The sequence below is a fragment of the Micromonospora sp. C31 genome (assembly GCF_018070575.1).
Taxonomy (GTDB): domain Bacteria; phylum Actinomycetota; class Actinomycetes; order Mycobacteriales; family Micromonosporaceae; genus Micromonospora.
Window position 1 is genome coordinate 40,490 of sequence record NZ_JAGPXN010000024.1, and the last position, 20,630, is coordinate 61,119.

Here is a 20,630-nt window from a genome sequence, read left to right on the forward strand (position 1 = left end):
CTCGTCGACGAGCAGCCGATGAGGGGGCGTCGCGGTCGCTGTTGTACCGATGCGGGTTCGCCGAGAGGTGGCCGTGAGCGTCGGCCTGGCCGCCCAGGTCCTGCATGGCGACCGTACCTCCCGGCGATGTGCGGGTCCGCTGGCAGACGCTGACTGTCGGCGGGCTACAGGTTGTTGATTCGGGCCAGTAGGTCTGCCTCGGTCAGGTTCTCCAGGACCGCGTCCTGCTTGCGGGCCAGGACCGCCAGCAGCTTCTCCTTCTCCAGCTTCTTGGCCGCCGCCGCCTTCGCCGCCTGGTCCTCCGTGAGGCGGACGGCGATGACGTGCTTGACGACCTCCAGCTTGGTCTCCAAGGTTGCCTTGGCTGGATTGGCCTCGGTGGCCACGAACGACTCGGTGTCGACGGCCTTGAGCTCGGCGTTGACCGCCTTGGCCACATCATCGAGGCTGAAGCCGGACTTGGCGGTCAGCGGAAGCTCCCACAGCTGTTCCGTGGTCAGCAGTCCCTTGGCCGACGGATACCGGAACTTCTCCCGTGTGGCCTTCTCGAAAATGGTCACGGCAGCCTCTCTGGAATATCTGGTCAGGGAATCAGAACTGGATGCTGATGAGGCGGCGCCGGCCGCCGGTCATGGTCACCTTGGCGACCACGGAGCTGCGGACCGTGGAGCTGAAGCCGAGGCCGGACAGCTGATCCGGAGACGGCTCGCACCTGGCGCGGTCGCCGAGAACCTCGAACACCTTGCGGTGCGGTTGCAGGTCGCTGCGGAGGAACTCGTTGTAGATCCCCCGCGTCGGCTGGTCGTTCACGCACCCCTTCAGGATGAAGAAGTAGTGCCGGTTGCCGACCTCGTTGTCGTCGAAGTAGTTCGGCGAGTACATGATGGTGGACACCGGTACGAACTGTTCGGTGGTGATGCCCCACAACTCCTTGCCCGCGCTGCCCGGCTGCACGTCCCTACCCGGCCGGAAAGCGGTGATCACCCCGCCGGCAACCGTCATCCGGCCCACCTCGACGGTCTCCTTGTGGCCGACCGCGCGCTCGTGGCTGTAATGCTCGATCTTCCCGTTGCTCTCGGTCTCGATCACGAAGCCGACCTGGGTGCTGTCCCGCTTGCGGTACTGGTTCACCTCGATCCGGTACTCACCGTCGGGGACACGGTCGGTCCAGGTGACGTTCTCCACCGGCTCGCGGGAGAGCGTCCCGCTGGCGTTCATGTCGACGTCCAGCTTGTTGCGCTTCTCCTGGTACCAGATGTGGTCGCCGTTGGGTTCGTACACGTGCAGGTCCAGGTCGTCGTGGTTGAACCAGGACAGGCTCACCCGCAGCTTGCCGGTGACGTTGCCGCCGGCCCGCTTGACCTTCTCCCTGATCGAGTCGGTGACGTTGCCGCCGTACGACCAGCCGAAATCGTTGTCCCACTTGAACAACCGCGGAGCAGCCGGGCACCGGCCGGTGGTGAGGCTGACGAGGTGCGGCTCGTAGGTGTTGGCGACCCACAGGTCGATGGTGGCGGCGCCGGGCAGGATGTCCTTCATGAAGGAGACCACGGGAATCTCCTCCGGCTTGGCGTCGCGTAGGAGCGCACCTGACGACCGGGTGGTGGCCGCCTGCATGAGCAGCCCTTCGATGCCGTCCTTCATCCGTGCCTGGGCGTCGTTGTCGACCCACAGCACGTTGGTGACCGACACGTCGGACAGCCGGGCGAACCGTCGCTGCAACGACTCCTCGATACCCAGCTCGGCAATGGTCCTCATGGCGGCCCTGACCATGCCCGGGGTGATCAACGCCGTCGGGCGCTGGTAATTCTGCGGCGCCACCTTCGCCTCGAACGACCGGACCGCCTGCTCCAGGTCGACGCCCGCGGAGAGATCCTGGACGAGGGTGCCGATCACCGTGTTGCGGAACCGGGCCGCCGGGTTCATGGCGTTGGCGAAGACGAAGGCACATCGGTCGGTCGCCTGGGTCCACCGGTTCTGCAGCGAGCGGAACTCGGTCACCGCCCGGCGATGCTCCGCGCCGCGGTAGAGGGCGTTGTCGTCGACGAGGTCGACGACGGTGTCCAGAGCGTGCCGGGTCAGCTCGGCCAGGCCACGCTGGAAGACCTGCACCGCGGCGCCGAAGTTGGCCTGTGCCGCGCCGACGTCCTCGATGCGATGCCGCTTCTCCACCCGGCCGTGCAGGTGGTGCCACACCTCGACCTGGCTGTCGCGCAGCGTTCGGGTGGTCTTCGTCCCGTACTGCGCCTGAGTGGACCGGAAGATGGTGGACAACGGCAGCGAAAGAACGAACTCGTCCAGAGCGGCGGCGACGACGGAGAAGACCGGGTCGGATGCCGACACCCCGGACCAGACGGTACGGACCCGCCCGTCGTGGATCTCGACGACGTTGCCGAAGTGCTTGACGAAACCGCGGCAGGTCGAGCAGTCGTACTCGGATCGCTCACGGAACCGCAGATTGGTGCCGGCGGGGAAGGAATCGAGAAAGGTGAGCCAGAGTGAGTCCCGGTCGAGACCGTCGCCGACGACGTACAACTCACCCCTGGACATCGTGGACAGACGCGAAGTCACATCCGTCACGAACTGCTGGAAATCGCCCACCGTCTCATCCCCCTTGATCGCCGGAGATCCTACGCAGCGAACGCCAATCGGAGAACCACGTTTCCGGCTGTCCGCACGGTCACAGACGGGCGCCGGTGGCGGGACTGTACAAATTACGGCTGATCGACCGATCAAGGGAGAGACGCCAGATGACGACCGAGACGACCGTGGGACAGCCGGCCGTGGAGCCGGTGGGTGCGGTCACGGATGAGCAGTCGATCGCGATGCTGGTCGATCGGGCTCGTGGGGACGGGTTGAAGCTGACCGGTGAGGGCGGGCTGTTGCAGCAGCTCACGAAGCGGGTCCTGGAGTCGGCGTTGGACGGTGAGATCACCGATCACGTCGGCTACGACAAGCACGACCCGGCGGGTCGGGGCAGCGGGAACACCCGTAACGGCAGCCGGACCAAGACCGTGCTCACCGACGTCGGACCGGTCGAGGTCCGGGTCCCACGCGACGCCGCCGGGACGTTCGAGCCGCAGATCGTGCGTAAGCGGCAGCGGCGCCTGACCGGGGTCGACGACATGGTGCTGTCGCTGTCGGCCAAGGGTCTCACTCACGGGGAGATCGCCGCGCACCTGGCCGAGGTCTACGGCGTTGAGGTGTCGAAGCAGACCATCTCCACCATCACCGACATGGTCATGAACGGCATGGCCGAGTGGCAGAACCAGCCTCTCGACAGGGGGCGGTTTCTACCGGGCATGTTCATCGATGCCATCAACGTCAAGATCAGGGACGGTCAGGTCGCGAACCGGCCGATCTACGTGGTCATGGCGGTCACCGTCGACGGGCACCGCGACATCCTCGGGATCTGGGCTGGTGACGGCGGTGAGGGCGCGAAACACTGGCTGCATGTGCTCACGGAACTGAAGAACCGCGGTGTCCAGGACGTGTTGATGCTCGTCTGTGACGGGCTCAAGGGCCTGCCGGACGCCGTCGCGACGGTGTGGCCGCGCACGATCGTGCAAACCTGTGTGGTTCACCTGCTGCCAACTCGTTCCGCTACGCGGCTCGCCAGGACTGGGACAAGATCGCCAAAGCGCTCAAGCCGGTCTACACCGCGGCGACCGAGGACGCCGCGACCGAACGGTTCCTCGAGTTCGCCGAGACCTGGGGCAAGAAGTACCCGGCGATCGTGAAGCTGTGGGAGAACGCCTGGGCCGAATTCGTGCCCTTCCTCGCATTCGACGTGGAGATCCGCAAGGTCATCTGCTCCACGAACGCGATCGAGTCGATTACGCCCGCATCCGCAAGGCCGTCCGTGCCCGAGGACACTTCCCGAACGAAGCCGCAGCACTCAAGTGCGTCTACATGGCGTTGATGAGCCTCGACCCCACCGGCACCGGCCGCCGCCGATGGACCATGCGCTGGAAGGCGCCGCTGAACGCCTTCCAGATCGCCTTCGAGGGCCGGCTCACCCCGGCCAACGACTGACCACCTCAACAACCAAGATCAGCCGTAAGCTTGACAGACCCGGTTGGTCGAGCGAACCGCTCCCACTCCAGCCGATGGCGTTGCTCGTCCGGTAACGAGGCGCAGCGGGTGGACCTGTTGACGGTGCGGCCGGCGGTGGCGCCGGCGCCATCCCATCGGGTCAGGCGGACGGCGGGGGCCGGTCTTTCCTGTTCCCCGGGTCGTTGCTGAGGAAGTAGGCGCCGAGGGCACCTGCGAGGGTGCCGAAGACGACGACCGAGTAGACGGCGAGGAGCAGCTCGACGATCTGCGCCAGCTTGTTGGGGGAGCCCAGGGGCTCACCGGTGATGGTGGTCAGGGCGACGTCGTGCAGGGCCTCGCCGTAGCCGCGGTAGGCGCCGGCGAGCACGAGCAGTTGCCCGACGGTGAGGACCACGGTGGTGGTGATGATCGCCAGCCAGGCGAGGCGGTCGGTGAGCAGTCGCCCGGCCGAGCGGGATCCGCGAACGGCGGCGGTGATCACGCCGCCGGCACGGGCGGCGCGCAGGGCGGTCGCGGCGCGCGCGAAGCGTAGGAATGGCACGGCGAGGAAGATGACCTGCCACCAGTTGCGTCGCCAGAACTGGCGGGCGCGGTGGCGGGCGAGCCAGGCGCGGAGGGCGAACTCCGCGACGAACACCGCCCACAGCACCCAACTGGCGACGGTGAGCGCGGCGGACACGCCGGGGTCGCGGGCCAGAGCTTGGCCGAGCACGAGGAGCACGAAGATCACCCCGAGGGCACCCATGGGTTTGTCGAGCCGGCGGGCGAGCCCGTTCAGGGTGGCGTCGCGTTCGGAGGGGCGTTTCACCGGCGCATCCCGTACCGCCCCTTGGCGGCGGTGTCCGTGCTGTTCCGGGGTTTCACGGCTGTCATCGGGTCAGCGGGTGGCGGCGGTCGGTGTCAACGTGGTGTCGCGGGGACTGCCGCTGCGCACGTAGGTCACCGGCACCCGCTGGCCGGGCTCGATGCCGCGCAACGCGCCCAGGAACTGCTCCAGTGTGTCGGTGCGCTGCCCGGCCATCGCGGTGACGAGATCGCCGGGTCGTAGGCCGGCGTCGGCTGCGGGTGACCCGGGGGCGACGTCGCGGACCAGTACGCCGCGGTCGGTGCCGGCATCGAGGGCTTCGGCGATCTGCGGGGTGAGGCGGGCGACGGCCAGTCCGAGATAGGGCTGGGTGACCTTACCGTCGTCGAGCAGGTCGTCGGCGATGTCGATGGCGGTGGCGGCGGGGATGGCGAAGCCGATGGAGACCGCGCCGGTCTGCGGCGGCAGGTACGCGTCGTTGATGCCGATTACCCGGCCGGAGTGGTCGGCCAAGGCGCCGCCGGAGTTGCCGGGGGATATCGCGGCGTCGGTCTGGATGAGGTCGACCAGGGCGTTGTCCTGGCTCGCGGAACCGGGGATCTCCCGCCCGACGCCGGAAACGATGCCCGCGGTGACGCTGTTGAGGAACCCCAGCGGGCTGCCGAGGGCGAGGACCGGTTCCCCCGGCGGAGGCAGGTCGGTGCGGAACGGCGCGGGCGGCAGGTCGGTGCGCGCGGCGCGCAGCACGGCGAGGTCGGTGACGGCGTCGGTGGCCACAGTCCGAGCGGCAACGCGGGTGCCGTCTGCGAGAGCGATCTCCACATCACGCTGGTCACCGACGACGTGCTCGTTGGTGAGGATCAGCCCGCCGTCACGGAAAATGACTCCTGAGCCCATGGACTGCCCCGCGCGGACGGTCACCACCGACGGCTGCAGGCGCGCGACGACCTGCGGCAGATCCACCGGCGCCGGAGCCGCCGCCTGCGGGGTGGGCGATGCCGCCGGGGCCGAGGAGGATGCGTCGGCGGTGCAGCCGCTGCCCAGTGTCAGCACCGCCGCCGCGCACAGCCCCGTCACCCACTGCGTTCGACGTTCCACGAGCGTGTCCTTTCGTGCTGGCCGTCGCGACTCGCGGCGGCGGTGGTCGAGTTGACAGTGAAGAGGGTCGCGCTACCCGGACCGTTGAACGGCAAACGCACCGCCGCCGCTCCGCTGCGACGCAGCTGCCCGCCCGGTGGGCCATGACCCGGTGCCGTGGCTGAGGCGAGCTGCGCCGCCTGCCGGTTCAGCGACGCGGGAGACGGTGCCGCTGCGTCCTGCTTCGCACGGCTGCCATGGCGACGGCTGCGACGGCCAAGGCGGCGATCAGGGCCACCGCGCCGATTCCGCTCGAGATCGCCACGATGGGCGCGATGAGGATGGCGAGGAACCACACCACGGCCGTTGGCACCGACGGCACCGTTGCCGCGCTGCGCATCCGCACCGTGAAGATCGGATCGCGGCGGAGGTGCCGCTCGATGTCGTCGAGTCGGCGACGTTCGTCCTGGCTCAACATGTCTTTATCAGCCCCTCCGGGCGTGGAGCATCGTCATGCCGACACCGATTTTTCGAGCGCGGACGTTTCCAGGTGCGGCGGGCACGGGTAGCGGCGGCGGACACGACCGAGAAGGGAGACCCGTCATGAGGTCAGGCGACACGCCGATGCTGGTCAAGCGATGGTGCGCGACTGCTCGGAGGTCTCGACGCACAGATCGGCCCTGAGGGTGTTCTTGAGCCGCGCGTCGTTGACGTCGTCGGCCCACCCCGGCTGCGGTGCACTGCTCTGCGGGGTGTGGGTGAAGCGCGCCGCCAGTGGCGCCTCGGCGCTGGCCGAGAAATCCACCGAGGTGACCTCCAGCCGGGTGCTCCACAGGGCGGTGCGACCGGCGTTCACCCAGGCTGCGGCGGCGTGCCGCAGCCGGACGTGACCACCGGGGGACTCAAGGTTGAGCAGGTAGGGCAGGCGAAACTGCGACGCCTGCGGAAAGCCCGGCGGCGGGGCGGCCACCAGCGCGGCGTCGGCGGCGCGGGCGCTGGACGTACCGCTGGATCTGGTGGGCTGACGGCGGCCCGGCGGCCCGGCGGGCCGCGCGGTCCTGGCGCCGGTCCTCTGCCGCGGCCGGGTCCTCGGGCCGGCCGACTTGCCCGGCCATCGCGGCCGCGACCAGGTGGTACGCCGAGGTGTCCGGGCGTCAAGCGGGTCGACCGCACCGCCCTGTTCACCGGGGACGATCTCCAGCCGGGAGATCGCGGCCAGGGATACCGGCGACGGACAGGTCGATCGGGCCGTCCGACGGGCGCACCACGAGCACCACGTCGCTGGGTGGTGTGAAGACCGGCTTGGTCTGCACCAGTCGCGGGCTGGCACCCCGGGCGGCGTTCTCCAGGAGTTGCTGCGGAGGGAACCGCACCCACAGGTGCCCCTGAGCGGCGCCGGCAACCAGCTGCAGGTCGTAGCCGGTCGGTGGGCCGGGGCGCAGTTGCGGCCGCAGGTTGCTGACCGACACCTGCAACACGAGCTGGTCCTCGGCCCGGGTGAGCGCGAACGACGGCGAAAAGGCCATACGCTCACCCTGGCCTCCGCCGCCCGCGGTGACATCGGTAGCCGCTGCCCATACTGTGCCGGCCCGCCGCCTACGTCGCGAGTGCCGCCGTCACCACGTCGATGACCGGGGACCAATCACCCCTTGTCACTGATCGACAATCCCAGACGGGTTTTCGGGGTGAACGGGGGCGAGCCGGCAGGACGTCGTCAGGACCGACCGCGCCCAGCGCCCCATCATCGGGACGACCCGCTCGCCGGTCACCCGGCCAACCGGTGCAGCGGCACGGCGAGGTCGGGCAGCAGCCGTTCGCGTCGGCGGGACCAGGCCAGCGAGTCGGTGATGCCCACGGTCAGGTCACGCTCCGCGCGCCAGCCGAGCAGGTCCCGGGCGAGTCGGCTGCGGGTGTACGCACCGACGGTGTCGCCCGGTCGGCGCGGCGCCTCGGTCACGGCGACGGGGCGGTCGACCAGGGTGTTGAACGCCGCGACCAGTTCCAGCACGGTGCTGCCGGTGCCGGTACCGAGGTTGATCGCGGCGTGCCCGGGCGCACCGGCGGGGAAGAGGTCGTCGAAGCGTTCCAGTGCCCGCAGGTGGGCGGTGGCGAGGTCCCAGACGTGGACGTAGTCGCGCAGCCCGGAGCCGTCGTGGGTGGGCCAGTCCAGGCCGGCGACGGGGAACGGCTCGCCGGTGCGGTACGCGTGGATGAGCCGGCCGAGCGCGTGGGAGGGCGCGGCGAGTTGCAGCCCCGTGCGTAGGGCCGGGTCGGCGCCGATCGGGTTGAAGTAGCGCAGTGAGAGCACGCGCAGCGGGCTGCTGGCGGCGATGTCGGCCAGCATCCGTTCCACCACGAGCTTCGTGTGCGCGTACGGGTTGCCGGCTCTCAGCGGTGACGTCTCGTCGACCGCGAGATCCGGGTCCGGCTCGTAGATGGAGGCCGACGAGCTGAAGATCAGGCGGCGCACGCCGTGGGTGAGCAGCCGGTCGACGAACTCCAGTGTCACGGCCACGTTGGCGCGGTAGTAGTCGACCGGCCGGGCCACCGAGTCGGGCACGACGGTCAGCGCCGCGCAGTGCACCACGGCCTCGATGTCGGGATGGCGGTCCAGCACGTCGTCGACCAGCGCGGCGTCGGCGACGTCACCCTCGTGGAAGATCCGGCCGTAGCAGAACTCGCGCCGGCCGGTGATCAGATTGTCGATCACCACGGGCGTGTGGCCGGCGTCGAGCAGACGGGAGGCGACGGTGCTGCCGATGAAGCCCGCGCCACCTGCGATGAGCACCTTCACGATCAGCCCTCCCCCGAGGCGTACCGCCGGTGCGGCACCCGCACCCACCTGCATCTTGCCCATAGCCGGCGGTCGGCAACGGGCGATCGCCGTAGCCCGGCGCGCCCGCCCGACCGGTGCCGACCTGCGGGAATGGGCGGGCCCATCGCGGGTACCCGACGGCCCGGGTTTCGGGCGTCCGGCTGGACACGGGAGGAAGCATGGCGGAGCAACGCATCGGGGTCGCGGTGGTGGGACTGGGTGGTGCGGTGGCCACGACGGCGGTCGCCGGAGTGGAACTCCTGCGGTTGGGCATGCGGGACATGTCGGGGCTGCCACTGGCCCACCGCACGGATCTGGTGCCGTACGAGTCGCTGGTCTTCGGCGGGTGGGACCTCTCCCCCGACGACCTGGCCAAGGCCGCGCACGTGCACCGGGTGGTGGAGCCCGCGCAGCTGGACACCGTCGCCGAACCGTTGCAGGCGATCAAGCCGTGGCCGGCGGTGTCCGACCCGGCGTGGTGCCGCAACGCGACCGGCGCCAACGTCGTGCCGGTCGGGCCGCTGCGGGACCGGGTCGCCCACCTCCGCGAGGACCTGCGCCGGTTCCGGACGGATCAGGCGCTGGAGCGGGTGGTGGTGGTCAACCTCGCCTCCACCGAGGCACGGCCCGACCCGGCCGCGCCGGTGCTGGCCGGATTGACCGCGTTCGAGGAGGGGCTGGACCGCGACGACGCCATGATCACACCGGGCCTGCTCTACGCGTACGCGGCGATCCGGGAGGGCTGCCCGTACGTGAACTTCACCCCGAGTCTCGGCGCCGACGTGCCGGCACTGGTCGAGCTGGCGGAGCGGGAGCGGGTACCGGTCGCCGGTAAGGACGGCAAGACCGGCCAGACGCTGGTCAAGACGGTGTTGGCGCCGGCGTTCCGGTCCCGGGCGCTCGTCGTCGAGGGCTGGTACTCCACGAACATCCTGGGCAACCGGGACGGGCAGATCCTCGACGACCCGTCATCGCTGGCCAGCAAGCTGGACACCAAGGGTTCGGTGCTCGACGACATCCTCGGTTACCCGGTCGAGGACCATGTGGTGCGCATCGACTACTACCGGCCGCGCGGTGACGCCAAGGAGGCGTGGGACAACATCGACCTGATCGGCTTCCTCGGGCAACGGATGCAGGTCAAGGTCGACTTCCTGTGCCGGGACTCGATCCTCGCCGCCCCGCTGGTGATCGAGCTGGTACGGCTGGTCGTCGAGGCGGCCCGCCGCGGCGAAGGCGGCCCGCAGGAGCAGCTCGGCTACTTCTTCAAGGCCCCGCAGACACGCCACGGCCATGCTGCCGAACATGCCCTGCATGCGCAGGAGCGGACCCTGCTGCGGTGGTTGGACGCGGCATGACGACCGCGCTGGCGGCGCCGCCGGCACGCCGGCTGGCCGCGGTGGCGCCGGCGTTCCGGCAGATCGGCGACCTGAAGCGGGTCCGGGTGGCGCACGCCGACGGCTCCACCGCCGAACAGGCCTTCGTCCGGGCGTGGGCGGCGCTGGTCGCCGGCGCGGATCCGGCGGCGCTGGCAGCCCGGGAGTGCGCCGCCGCCGTGGCCGGGGCGCGGCTGGCCGGGGTGGACGCCGCCACGCTCACCGCCTGCGGCCTGTCCGCGTCGGAGGCGGAGACGGTTCTCGGCCGGGCAGTCGCGGAGCTGGCCGACGCGCTGCACCCGGACACGGCCGCCCGGCTACGCGATGCGCTGGCCGGGCTGGTGTCCGACCGTACGCCGGGCGGTGGTGTGCCGCCGTTCGTGTCCGCCCTGTGCCGCCAGCCCCGCGCGGGGGCCACCGCGCCGGGGCGGCCCCGCCTGATGGTCGAGCCCGCCGAGAGTCATGCGGAGCACAGCTGGGCCGTGGCCGTCTACGCCGCGCTGCTCGCCGAGGACGTCGGCGCGGATCCCGGTACGGCCTTCCTGCTCGGCCTGGCGCACCACCTGCACAACGCCCGGCTGCCCGACGCCGGCTTCGCCGGTGAGATGCTGCTCGGCGAGCACCTCGACACGATCGTCGACGGGCTCACCGAGGCCGAACTCGCCACCCTGCCCGCCCCACTCGCGGCCCGGGTCAGCACGGCGCTGGCGGACCGCGCCGACGCGAACACCCCGCTTGGTGCCGCGTTCCACGCCGCCGACGTGCTGGACCGGGTGCTCCAGACCCACCATCACGCCCGGGCGGCGGCCTTCACCGTCGAACAGGCGTTGGTCGACCTGCAGTTGGTGCACGACGGGCCGGTCGCCGGGTACCACCGTGCCGTGCTGCGGGCGGCGGGGCTGTGACCGCCGTCGGCACTCCGGTCGCCGGCGCCCAATGGCGCGGCCCCGACGGCAGCGGACTGCGGGCCGACACCGCGTACACCCTCACCGACGAGGTGCGCCGCTGGCCCGTGGTCGAGGGCATCCCGTGGCTGCGGCCCGGGCGCGACGGGCTGCGCGAGGCCGCGGTGGCGGCCCTGGACGCCGGTGACCCGCGCGGCGCGGCGGTGCTGCTGCTCGCCGACGCCGACGACTGGTGGGACGGCGACCCACCCCCGCCGCACCGACTGCGCGCCGCCTGGGCGGCGGAAACCCTCACCGAGGCCGTCGACCTGCTCGGTCTCGGCCGGGTCGGCGCCTACTTCCGACACCGCTGGTCCGACCCCAGCTGGCTGGCCGCACTGGCGCTCACCGCCGCCCACCCGCCCGCCGGCCGTGAGGTGGTGGACCTGGCCTGCGGCGCCGGGCACCTGCTGCGGCACCTGGCCCTGCACGGGCACACCGACCTCACCGGTGTGGACGTGGTGTTCGCCAAGCTGTGGCTGGCCCGCCGTTTCGTGCTGCCCGCCGGCGCGCCGGTCGCGCTGGCCTGCGCAGACCTGACCGCCGGCTGGCCACTGCCGCCCTCCCCCGCCCCGCGCCACGTCGCCTGCCACGACGCGCTGTACTTCCTCGCCGACAAGGCCGCCTTCGTGGCCGCCGCGGCAGCCGCCGCCGGGCCACGGGGGGCGGTGCTGCTCGGGCACCTGCACAACGCCGCCCACCCGGCCGGCCGAGCCGGACTGCCGCTGTCCGCGCACGAGTGGACGGCGCTGCTGCCGGGCGCCCAGGCGTACGCCGAGGAGGAGTTGACCGCCGCGACGGCCGAGGGCCGGCTTCCGGTGCCGGCCACGGGGGCGGCGCTGGCCGCCACCGAGGCGCTCGGGCTCGCCTGCGACCGGGCCGCCGCGCCGGCCGACCCGGCGCTGCTGCTGCCCGCCGCCGGTGTCCCGGTTCGCCGCAACCCCCTCTACGCCGACGGTGACCGCACGTGGCCGGACGAGCGGTGGGCGGCCGAGTACGGCCGCCGGGCGTCGGCGTACCTGCCGCCGCGCTGGCCCGATCCGCCCGGACCGGACGCGGTGCGCCGTCGGCTCCTGCTCGACCTGCCCGAGCGGTGGTGACGGACGTGGACGATGCGGTGCGGTGGGGTGTGGTGGGATGCGGCTGGGTGGCCCGGGACCACGTCGCCCCCGCGATCCGTGCCGCCGGTGCCCGCCTCGTGGTGGCCTGTGACCGCGACCCGGCGGCGGCCGCCGCCCTGCGGCCGGAGGCGCTCGCCACCACGGACCTCGACGCCCTGCTCGACCAGCCCGACGTCGAGGCGGTCTACGTCGCCACGCCGACCGACACCCACGCCGACCTGGTCGCCGCAGTGGCCAAGGCGGGTGTGCCGGTGCTCTGCGAGAAGCCGCTCGCGGCGACGGTGACCGACGCCCGCCGGCTCGTCGCCGCCGCCGGTGGCACTCTTGCCGGCGCCGCCTTCGACCAACGGTTCCATCCCGCGCACCGCCTCGTCGCCGACCGTGTCGCCGGCGGGGACCTGGGCACCGTGACGGCGGTACGCATCACCTACGGCTGCTGGCTGCCCCCGGACTGGACGCCGGACGGCCGCCCCCACGACAACTGGCGCGTCGACCCGGCCCGCTCCGGCGGGGGCGCGCTGGCCGATCTCGCCCCGCACGGGGTGGACCTGGTCGGCGCGCTGCTCGACGACGACCTGACCACCCTCACCGTGCTGACCCAACGGCGGGTGCACCCGTACCCGGTCGACGACGGGGCGGTGCTGGCCGGCATCACCGCCGGCGGGGTCCTCGTGTCGGCGCACGTCAGCTTCAACACCGCCGACCGGTTGCCGCGCCGGCGTCTGGAGATCGTGGGCACTCGGGCCCAGCTCGTGGCCGTGGACACCATGGGCCAGACCGCCGGCGGCAGTCTCCGCCGGCTGGACGCGGTCACCGGCGTCGCCACCGAGCTGCCCTTCGACGCCCGCACCAGCCCCTTCACCGAGCAGATCCGCGCGTTCGGGGCGGCGGTGCGCGGCGCCGGATGGCCCTGGCCGCTGGCCCGGGACCTGCGCCTGCACGAGCTGCTGCACACCGCGGGAGGAGCCTGACATGCCGCTGCGACCGTACGCGTGCGACAACTGCGGGCACTGGCAACGCTGGTTCGCCCCGCCCCCGGGCTGCCCGGTCTGCACCGACGTGCGCAACGCCCTGCCGGAGGAGGGCTGGCTGTTCCACCGGGCCGACGAGGTGGCGGCCGGGCGGGAGGCCCGCTGGGCCGAGGTCGCTCCCGGGGTGACCGGCTACCGGTGTGAACCGCAGCTCGGGCTGGGCAGCACCGGTTGGGTCGTCGAGACCGACGCCGGCCTCGTGGGCTGGGAGGCCGCCGGCTGGTATCCGCCCGCCGCCCTGGCGGATCTGCGCCGCCGCGGCGGCCTGGTCGCGCTCGGCGCCAGCCACGTGCACGGGTACGGCGCGCTGTGGCAGTTGCAGGACGAGCTGGATCCTCCGGTGCTCGCCGTCGGCGTGGACGACCTGGTCTGGACGAAGGCGTTCAGGGTCACCTGGCCCACCGACGACCGGCACGAACTGGCCCCCGGCCTGGTCATGTACCGCAGCGGAGGTCACTTCCCCGGCCACAGCGTCCTGCACGACACGCGGCGGGGCATCCTCTTCGTCGGTGACCTCATCAAGGTGGACCTGGCGGGAACGACTCCGGTCGGGCTGTCCTGCCACAAGGCCTACCACGCCCAGATCCCGCTGTCGCACGCCGAGCTCCGTCAGGCCCGTGAGCTGGTCGAGACGCTCGACTTCCAGGCGGTCGCCACCCCGTTCGAGTTCGCGGCACCGGTCGGTCGCGAGCAGGTGCTCGCCCTGTTCGACCGGCAGCTGCGCGGGCAGCCGGTGGCCGGTCCGATTCCCATCGAGGAGCTGACATGACCCGAGCGCTGCACCCCCGCACCGACACGGTCCCCGCGTCGTCGGTCGCCGACCAGCTCGCCGCCGCCCTGCCACCCGGCGAGGTCGGCGACTTCGATGTGAGCGCGGTGGACCGGCTCGGCATACCGGTGGTCACCGCCGACCACCTCGGCGCCGGCTGGCCCCGGGCGATGGCCTTCGGCTACGGAGCGACGGTCGAGCAGGCCCGCATCGGCGCGTACGGGGAGTTGGCGGAGGACCTGCTGCTGCACCGGCACCTGCGCGGCCTCGTCCCCCGCCGGGCCTCCTACGCCCAGCTGCGGCGCGAGGTCGGGCCGGACGGTGTGGTCGACCCCCGTTCTCTGGTGCTGACTGCCGGCACGACGGTGGACGACGACCAGCCGCGGTCGTGGCTGCCCACGCTGCGCTGGCGCACCGGCGAGACCGTCCTCGTCCCGGCCGAGTTCTGCGCCTCGTCCGCTGACGACCTGCCGTGGCAGGACCCCGCGGAGCGCCTGGTCACGGTGATCACCAACGGCTCCGGCGCCGGGGGCACCGTCGAGCGGGCTGTCGCGCACGGCCTGCTGGAGCTGCTGCAACGCGACGGCAACGCAACCGCGTTCCGAGCCATGGACCGCGGTGTGGTGCTCGACCTGGACGAGGTGCGCGACCCGGTGACCCTGGCGACGCTGGCGCGGCTGCGCAGCGCCGGGATCGACGTGCTGCCGAAGCTCGCGGCCACCGACTTCGGGGTGGTCGACGTGCACGTCGTCGGCGTGGACCGCGAGCCGCAGACGCCGCCGCTGGCGGTGACCGCGTGCGGCGAGGCCGCGCACCCGGACCGGGAGGTCGCGCTGCGCAAGGCGCTGCTGGAGTACGTCTCCTCCCGCTCCCGCAAGGTCTTCTCCCACGGCGCCCTCGACGACGTGGAGCCGGTCGCGCCGAAGGCGTACTGGCGGCGGGAGTTCGCCCGGCCCCTCGGGGCGCAGGAGCCGCACGCGCTGCGGGCGATGCGCGCGTGGACCCGCCTCGGCGGGAGCGACCTGCGCGGCCTGCTGGCGCCGGTGGTGCTGGCCGAGCGGACCCGGGTGCCGTTCTCGTCGCTGCCCACGGTCGCGCCGGGCTCGCTGGACGATCCGCCCGCGCTGCTGTCGGATCTGCTGGATCGGCTCGCCGACTTCGACGTGCTGGTCGTCCTGGCCCCCGGGGAGGGGGCGGTCGCGGTCAAGGTGATCGTGCCGGGGTTGGAGGCCGAGACGATGTCGTACGGCCGGATCGGGGTGCGCGGCGTGCGTCGGCTCATCGAGCGGGACTCGCCGCTGGTGGGCTCGGGTCCGCCGCCGCGCGAGGGCACCGCCGCGGTCGTACTGGACGCGGCCGGCCGAGAGCGGCTCGGCGGCGGCGCCTGGCTCGACCTCGCCGGGGTGGCCCGTACCGTCGGGTCGCTCTACCCGCTGTACCGGGAACCGGCCCGGCACGCCGTCGTCCGGAGCGCCGGATGAGCCTGCGGTACGCCTACAACACCAACGGCATGGCCTCGCACCGCCTCGACGACGCCCTCGCCCTGCTCGCCGACGCCGGCTACGACGGGGTGGCCCTCACCCTCGATGTGGCACACCACGACCCGTACGCCCCGGACCTGGTCGGCCGCACTGCGCGGCTCGCCCGCCGCCTGGCCGGGCTCGGCCTGGCCAGCGTCGTGGAGACCGGCGCCCGCTTCCTGCTGGACGCCCGGCGCAAGCACCATCCCACCCTGGTCTCCCCGCACGAGACGGACCGCGCCCGGCGGCGCGACTTCCTGCGCACCTGCGTCGACGTGGCGGCCGACCTGGACAGCGAGGCGGTGTCGTTCTGGGCCGGCGTACCCGAGCCCGGCACCGACCGGCAGCGCTGCTGGGGCTGGCTCGTCGACGGGGTCCGCGACGTGGTCGACCACGCGAACGGGCGGGGCGTACGGTGCGCGTTCGAGCCCGAACCGGGCATGCTGGTCGACGACTGCGACGACTGGGCCCGCCTCGCCGCACAGGTGCCCGGGCTGACCCTGGCCCTGGACACCGGGCACTGCCTCGTGTCCGGCCGATACTCACCGGCGGCGGCGGTGTGGGCCTTCGGGCCGGTGCTCGGCGCCTGCGCGGTGGAGGACATGCCCCGCGGCCGGCACGAGCACCGCGCGCCCGGGGAGGGCGACATGGACCTGCCGGCGGTGCTCGGCGCGCTCACCGACACCGGCTACACCGGGCTGGTCAGCCTGGAGTTGTCGCGCGACTCACACCGGGCCGACACCCTGGTACCGGCCGCGCTGGACGCGTTGCGCGCCGCCGAGGGCCGGCACACCGCTTCGGTGCACCTGGAGGTGACCGCGACGTGAGGATCTGCTTCGTCTCCCGCCGCTACTGGCCGGCCGTCTCCGGCATGAGCGCGTACGCCGAGAACCTGCTGCGCCACCTGGTGCGGGCCGGCCACGACGTCACCCTCGTCTCCCAGTACCGGGGCGACGCGGCCGGCCGGGCCGTCTACGGCGGCGGCCCACCGCCGCCGGACCGGGTGCCGGCGGGCGTCGCCGTGCACGCTCTCGAGGCGCACGGCGAACAGGCCGTCGGCCGGGGCGAACCGGCCGACTTCGAAGCCGACGTGGCGGCGATGACCGACACGGTGCTGCGGCTGCACGCCCGGCGCCCCTTCGACGTGCTGCACGCCCAGTACGCCTACCCGAACGGCCTGGCGGTGCTGCGGGCGGCGCGCGCCGCCGGCCTGCCCGCCGTGGTGTCCGTGCAGGGCGGCGACGGGCACTGGGTCGGCACCTGCTGCGACACCCACCGCCGGCTGGTGCGGGCGGTGTTCGCGCACGCGCCGGCGCTGCTGATCGGGTCGGAGTCGTTCGCCGCCGAGGTGTGCGACCGGCACGGCCTCGACCCGGCCCGGTTCACCGTCGTACCAGGGGCCACCGACACCGAACGGTTCACCCCGTCGCGCGCGATCGGCGAGCTGTCCGAGCCGCCGGTGCTGCTCTACCACGGTCGCGTCGACGCCCGCAAGGGCGTGCTCGACCTGCTCGACGCGGTGGCGAAGCTGCGCGCCGACAGCACGCCGGTACGCCTGCTGATCTCCGGCATCGGCCCCGACGTCGACGCCACCACCGCGCGGATCACCGAGCTCGACCTGGCCGGCGACGTCGAACTGCTCGGCGCCGTGCCCTACGAGACGGCACACCGGGTGTACGCCCGGGGCGACGTCTTCGTCAGCCCCACCTACGCCGAGGGCTTCTCCAACACCATCCTGGAGGCGATGGCGTCCGGACTGCCCGTGGTCTCCACCGACGTGGTCGGGGTGCGCGACTGCGTACGCCCGGACGACAACGGTCTGCTCGTGCCCGCCGGCGACCCGGCGGCCCTGGCCGCGGCGGTGCGCCGGCTGATCGACGACGCCGACCTGCGCTCGCGGCTCGCGATCCGCGCCCGGCGCGACGTCGAGCGGTACTGGAGCTGGCCGGTGATCGCCGACCGGATCACCGCGGTCTACGACGGGCTGAGCGCGACCGTGCCGGAGATCGCCGACCCGGCCCCGGATCCGGCGTGCCGCTTCCGCGCGGCGCCGCACCTGCTGTGACCCGCCACGCCGTCGCGGTGAGCCCGCATCTCGACGACGCCGTCTTCTCCGTCGGCGCCACCCTCGCCGCGCTCGCCGCTGCCGGCTGGACCGTCGAGGTGCTGACCTGTTTCACCGCCTCGGTGCCGGACCCGTCGCCGTTCGCCCTGTCCACCCAGCTCGACAAGGGACTACCGACGCACGTCGACTACATGGAGCTGCGCCGCGCGGAGGACGTGGCGGCGTGCCGGGTCCTCCACGCGGTACCGGTTCACCTGCCCCTGCCGGAGGCTCCGCACCGCGGCTACGGCAGCGCCGCGGACCTGTTCACCGGCGTCCACCCGGACGATCGGATCGGCCCGGCGCTGGTCACGGCCCTGCGCCCACGGCTGCGCGCCGCCGACCTCGTGCTCGCCCCGCAGGCGCTGGGCAGGCACGTCGACCATCGCGTCGTCGCCGAGGCGGTCGCCGTGTGCGCCACCGGCGTCCTGTGGTGGCGCGACGTGCCGTACGTCAGCCGGGCCCCGGACGAGCCCCCGTGGCAGGCCGTGCCGGACGGCGTCGAGCAGCCCGTCGACATCGACGCCCACCTCGACGCGAAGATCCGTTCGGCTGGCTGCTACACCACACAGCTCGACTTCCAGTTCGGTGGGCCGCAGCGGGTCGGACCGGCACTGTCCACCGTGGCCGCCGCCGAGGCCGCGCGGCTCGGCCGCCCCGGCGCTGTCGAGGCGCTGTGGGGGCCGGTGGACCGGCTCGCGGACACCTGCCTGCGTGAGTCAGCGACGATGACCGAGCCGGGAACCGGCCATGGCGGTCAGCGATGATCTTCCGCCCGCGCCCCTGCCTCGCTCAACCTCAGTTGTGCGTCCCGGGGTGGCCTGGAGGAGCATCGGACCCATGATCGACATTAGCCGATACCCGGCTCAGGGCGTGCATTCTCAGCGGCATTCCGATCGGCAGAGAGCAGACACCGGGACTGTACAAATTACGGCTGATCGCGGAATCAAGAGACCAAGGTGCCGCTTCATCCAGGACGCAGATGAAGCGGCAGGTCAGAGCGATCAGCGGCGATCACGGTGTGCACGAACACGTCCCGGCTTTCGGTGCCCAATTCCTCTCGCGGTTTCCCGCGCGCACCGCGGTGGCGTCTCGACCGCGAACTGCTACGCCGCCCCGGCGGAGACCGACGGCGTACGGCAGATGAGCTCGCTGGGATCGTCTGGGACAGACCTTCGTGCAGATGTTTGGGCCGTGAACCTGGCCCCTTGGGTGCTTCAGCAGTGCTGGCGGGGCAGCGGGCCCTACGGGCGACACAGGAAGTCGGCGGCCATCCGGTCGACCGCGGCCCGGTCCAGCTTGCCGTTCGGCAGTCTCGGCAGTTCCTCGACCGCCTCCCAGCGGCTCGGCAGGGCGCCGCGAGGCAGGTCGTCGCGGAGCAGCCGGCGCAGGTCGGGCAGGCTCTCGCGGGCGTCGGCACAGGCCACGAAGGCGACAAGACTGGGAACCGTCGAGCCTCGGCGGGCGATGCCGACGGCGGCGGGTCGCCCGCCGACGCGCCGTACGATCGCCTGCTCGATCTCCGCCAGCTCGATCCGCATACCGCCGATCTTGAGTTGGGTGTCGCGGCGGCCCACGAAGTGGACGAGATCCTCGGCATCCAGGCTGACGATGTCGCCGGTCCGATAGGTTCGCGCCCCCTCGACGACCGGGAAGTGCGCGAGCCCACCGGCCGCGGTCGCGTATCCGGCTGCGACGCCCGGGCCCGAGATCCGCAGTTCACCGGTTCGGGAGCCGGTCCGCTCGCCGTCGAGGTCGATGTACGCGGTCGTCCCGGGAATCGGCCGGCCGATCGGCACGTCGGACGAGCCCGCGTCCGCCGGACGGCACCGGTGGACCATCGTCCACACGGTGCCCTCGGTCGGTCCGTACTCGTTGTAGAGCGCCGCACCGGGGAGCCGCGCGAAGTGCCGGCCGACGAGGCGCGGCGGGCAGGGCTCCCCCGCGACGATGACCGTGCTGAGGCTCGTGAGCTGCTTCGGGCCGGCCGTTTCCAGTACCGCCTCGTAGAGGGTGGGCAGCAGCAGGAGGTGGGAGCCGCGGAAGCGGTCTGCCGCCGTCACGATGGCCTCGGCGTCGAGCGGGTTGCGGCCGGGGATGACGAGGTGCGCCCCGGTCGCCAGCGACCAGTAGATGCCGGCCACGGAGCTGTCGAAGGATACCGACGAGCAGAGCAGGTAGACCGACGGCGCGTCCGGGTAGTAGTGGATGCGGGCGCGGGTGGAGTATCCGAGGCCGTCGTGGGTGACCACCACGCCCTTCGGCGTACCGGTCGAGCCACTGGTGAACAGCGTGTACGCCGGGGACTCCCCCGCCGGCCGGGCGCGCGGGGACGCTCCGGACGACCCCGCGGCGGCGCCCGTGATCCGGAGTCCGGCGTCGGGGTGCTCGGATTCGATGATGCGGCAGGTCGCCCCGCTCGCCACGATGACGTCCTCCTGCCGCCGGCGGGGAAACAACCGGTCGACCGGCACGTACTGCGCGCCGGCCCGCAGCACGGCGAGCATCGCGACGATCGCCCACCGGGACGCGGCGGTCTGGATGATCACCGGTTCCGCCGCGCCGACGCCGGCCGCCCGCAGCTCCGCCGCCAGTGAGCGGGTCTCGGCGTCCAGGTCCGCGAAGGTCAGGCAGCCGCCGGGATCGGACACGGCGGGCCGCTCCCCGAAACGGCCGAAGGAGGCGTCCAGCAACGGAAGAATCGGCTCGCCGACGGCGAGGTCCGCACCCACGAGCCGGATCGATTCCACGTCGCCCCCCGAGCCTCCGCAGACAAGTCAGGGTAGCCGCCCTCAACGCTCGCGTCCAGCCGATGCCGACCCCGTCAATGGTCGATTAGCGCCAATGCCTGATGGCGGCTTTCAGATCTTGGCAAGGGTGCCGTGGCAGGCGCTTGACGAAACTCGGCGGGCCTTGTTGTACTGGGTCGGTCTTCACGATCGTGCACCGCGATTTCAGCGGCGGCACGACCGGTAGCGGCGTCCGAGTGGCCGCCAGCCAATTAACGTCCACCTC

18 protein-coding genes and 1 pseudogene are annotated in these 20,630 nt (G+C 72.3%); 10 read left to right on the forward strand and 9 right to left on the reverse strand.

The features are described from left to right. Positions 1-164: 164 nt before the first annotated feature. Together KBX06_RS24800 and KBX06_RS24805 are read right to left on the reverse strand one after the other, a co-directional pair. A complete protein-coding gene (locus KBX06_RS24800; protein ID WP_132407173.1) occupies positions 165-560 on the reverse strand; it encodes a hypothetical protein in 396 nt (131 codons plus the stop codon). Positions 561-591: 31 nt separating this feature from the next. Continuing rightward, a complete protein-coding gene (locus KBX06_RS24805) occupies positions 592-2,601 on the reverse strand; it encodes a hypothetical protein (protein ID WP_210839192.1) in 2,010 nt (669 codons plus the stop codon). A 149-nt stretch (positions 2,602-2,750) separates the two neighbouring features. Here KBX06_RS24805 and KBX06_RS24810 point away from each other — a divergent pair. Further along, positions 2,751-4,035 (forward strand): annotated as a pseudogene (locus tag KBX06_RS24810) (IS256 family transposase). A 160-nt stretch (positions 4,036-4,195) separates the two neighbouring features. On the opposite strand, the gene KBX06_RS24815 reads toward KBX06_RS24810, so the two are convergent. From KBX06_RS24815 to galE, 6 genes are all read right to left on the reverse strand, one after another. Further along, positions 4,196-4,864, reverse strand: coding sequence for a hypothetical protein (locus tag KBX06_RS24815; protein ID WP_210839194.1), 669 nt, complete (start codon positions 4,862-4,864; stop codon positions 4,196-4,198). 69 nt (positions 4,865-4,933) lie between these two features. Continuing rightward, entirely contained in the window at positions 4,934-5,959 is a 1,026-nt protein-coding gene (locus tag KBX06_RS24820; RefSeq protein WP_210839196.1) for a S1C family serine protease, read from the reverse strand. Positions 5,960-6,146: 187 nt separating this feature from the next. Next, positions 6,147-6,416 (reverse strand): DUF3040 domain-containing protein, encoded by a 270-nt coding sequence (locus KBX06_RS24825; protein WP_210839198.1) that lies wholly within the window; start codon positions 6,414-6,416, stop codon positions 6,147-6,149. Between the two features lie 153 nt (positions 6,417-6,569). Then, complete coding sequence (locus tag KBX06_RS24830; protein WP_210839200.1) at positions 6,570-6,908, reverse strand: hypothetical protein; 339 nt, start codon at positions 6,906-6,908, stop codon at positions 6,570-6,572. A 211-nt stretch (positions 6,909-7,119) separates the two neighbouring features. Then, a complete protein-coding gene (locus tag KBX06_RS24835) occupies positions 7,120-7,464 on the reverse strand; it encodes a hypothetical protein (RefSeq protein ID WP_210839201.1) in 345 nt (114 codons plus the stop codon). A 239-nt stretch (positions 7,465-7,703) separates the two neighbouring features. After that, entirely contained in the window at positions 7,704-8,795 is a 1,092-nt protein-coding gene (gene galE, locus KBX06_RS24840) for a UDP-glucose 4-epimerase GalE (RefSeq protein WP_247686622.1), read from the reverse strand. Between the two features lie 137 nt (positions 8,796-8,932). On the opposite strand from galE, the gene KBX06_RS24845 reads away from it, so the two are divergent. Genes KBX06_RS24845 through KBX06_RS24885 form a run of 9 tightly spaced genes read left to right on the forward strand, consistent with a single transcriptional unit; the run spans position 8,933 to position 18,382 of the window. Next, entirely contained in the window at positions 8,933-10,108 is a 1,176-nt protein-coding gene (locus KBX06_RS24845) for an inositol-3-phosphate synthase (RefSeq protein ID WP_210839204.1), read from the forward strand. Further along, positions 10,105-11,031, forward strand: a complete 927-nt coding sequence (locus KBX06_RS24850; RefSeq protein WP_210839206.1) for an HD domain-containing protein — start codon at positions 10,105-10,107, stop codon at positions 11,029-11,031. Before KBX06_RS24845 ends, KBX06_RS24850 begins: the two co-directional genes overlap by 4 nt. Further along, entirely contained in the window at positions 11,028-12,170 is a 1,143-nt protein-coding gene (locus tag KBX06_RS28575) for a class I SAM-dependent methyltransferase (RefSeq protein ID WP_210839208.1), read from the forward strand. The genes KBX06_RS24850 and KBX06_RS28575 overlap by 4 nt, the downstream gene beginning before the upstream one ends. Positions 12,171-12,175: 5 nt before the next feature. Further along, positions 12,176-13,162, forward strand: coding sequence for a Gfo/Idh/MocA family protein (locus tag KBX06_RS24860; protein WP_210839210.1), 987 nt, complete (start codon positions 12,176-12,178; stop codon positions 13,160-13,162). A gap of 1 nt (position 13,163) precedes the next feature. Beyond that, positions 13,164-13,991, forward strand: coding sequence for an MBL fold metallo-hydrolase (locus KBX06_RS24865; RefSeq protein WP_210839212.1), 828 nt, complete (start codon positions 13,164-13,166; stop codon positions 13,989-13,991). After that, a complete protein-coding gene (locus tag KBX06_RS24870; RefSeq protein ID WP_210839214.1) occupies positions 13,988-15,472 on the forward strand; it encodes a YcaO-like family protein in 1,485 nt (494 codons plus the stop codon). Before KBX06_RS24865 ends, KBX06_RS24870 begins: the two co-directional genes overlap by 4 nt. Then, positions 15,469-16,338 (forward strand): sugar phosphate isomerase/epimerase, encoded by an 870-nt coding sequence (locus KBX06_RS24875; RefSeq protein ID WP_210839216.1) that lies wholly within the window; start codon positions 15,469-15,471, stop codon positions 16,336-16,338. Before KBX06_RS24870 ends, KBX06_RS24875 begins: the two co-directional genes overlap by 4 nt. Beyond that, complete coding sequence (locus KBX06_RS24880; protein ID WP_210839218.1) at positions 16,335-17,576, forward strand: glycosyltransferase family 4 protein; 1,242 nt, start codon at positions 16,335-16,337, stop codon at positions 17,574-17,576. Before KBX06_RS24875 ends, KBX06_RS24880 begins: the two co-directional genes overlap by 4 nt. Positions 17,577-17,593: 17 nt before the next feature. Next, the gene (locus KBX06_RS24885; RefSeq protein ID WP_210839220.1) at positions 17,594-18,382 is read left to right on the forward strand and encodes a PIG-L deacetylase family protein; all 789 of its coding nucleotides are present in this window, start codon (positions 17,594-17,596) and stop codon (positions 18,380-18,382) included. A gap of 477 nt (positions 18,383-18,859) precedes the next feature. On the opposite strand, the gene KBX06_RS24890 is transcribed toward KBX06_RS24885, so the two are convergent. After that, the gene (locus KBX06_RS24890; protein WP_210839222.1) at positions 18,860-20,365 is read right to left on the reverse strand and encodes an AMP-binding protein; all 1,506 of its coding nucleotides are present in this window, start codon (positions 20,363-20,365) and stop codon (positions 18,860-18,862) included. Between the last annotated feature and the right edge of the window lie 265 nt (positions 20,366-20,630).

Coding starts and splice junctions, on each gene's coding strand:
- KBX06_RS24845 (WP_210839204.1), top strand. CDS start 8,933: ATGGCGGAGCAACGCATCGGGGTCGCGGTGGTGGGACTGGGTGGTGCG.
- KBX06_RS24850 (WP_210839206.1), top strand. CDS start 10,105: ATGACGACCGCGCTGGCGGCGCCGCCGGCACGCCGGCTGGCCGCGGTG.
- KBX06_RS24865 (WP_210839212.1), top strand. CDS start 13,164: ATGCCGCTGCGACCGTACGCGTGCGACAACTGCGGGCACTGGCAACGC.
- galE (WP_247686622.1), bottom strand. CDS start 8,795: ATGGGCAAGATGCAGGTGGGTGCGGGTGCCGCACCGGCGGTACGCCTC.
- KBX06_RS24870 (WP_210839214.1), top strand. CDS start 13,988: ATGACCCGAGCGCTGCACCCCCGCACCGACACGGTCCCCGCGTCGTCG.
- KBX06_RS24825 (WP_210839198.1), bottom strand. CDS start 6,416: ATGTTGAGCCAGGACGAACGTCGCCGACTCGACGACATCGAGCGGCAC.
- KBX06_RS24875 (WP_210839216.1), top strand. CDS start 15,469: ATGAGCCTGCGGTACGCCTACAACACCAACGGCATGGCCTCGCACCGC.
- KBX06_RS24835 (WP_210839201.1), bottom strand. CDS start 7,464: ATGGCCTTTTCGCCGTCGTTCGCGCTCACCCGGGCCGAGGACCAGCTC.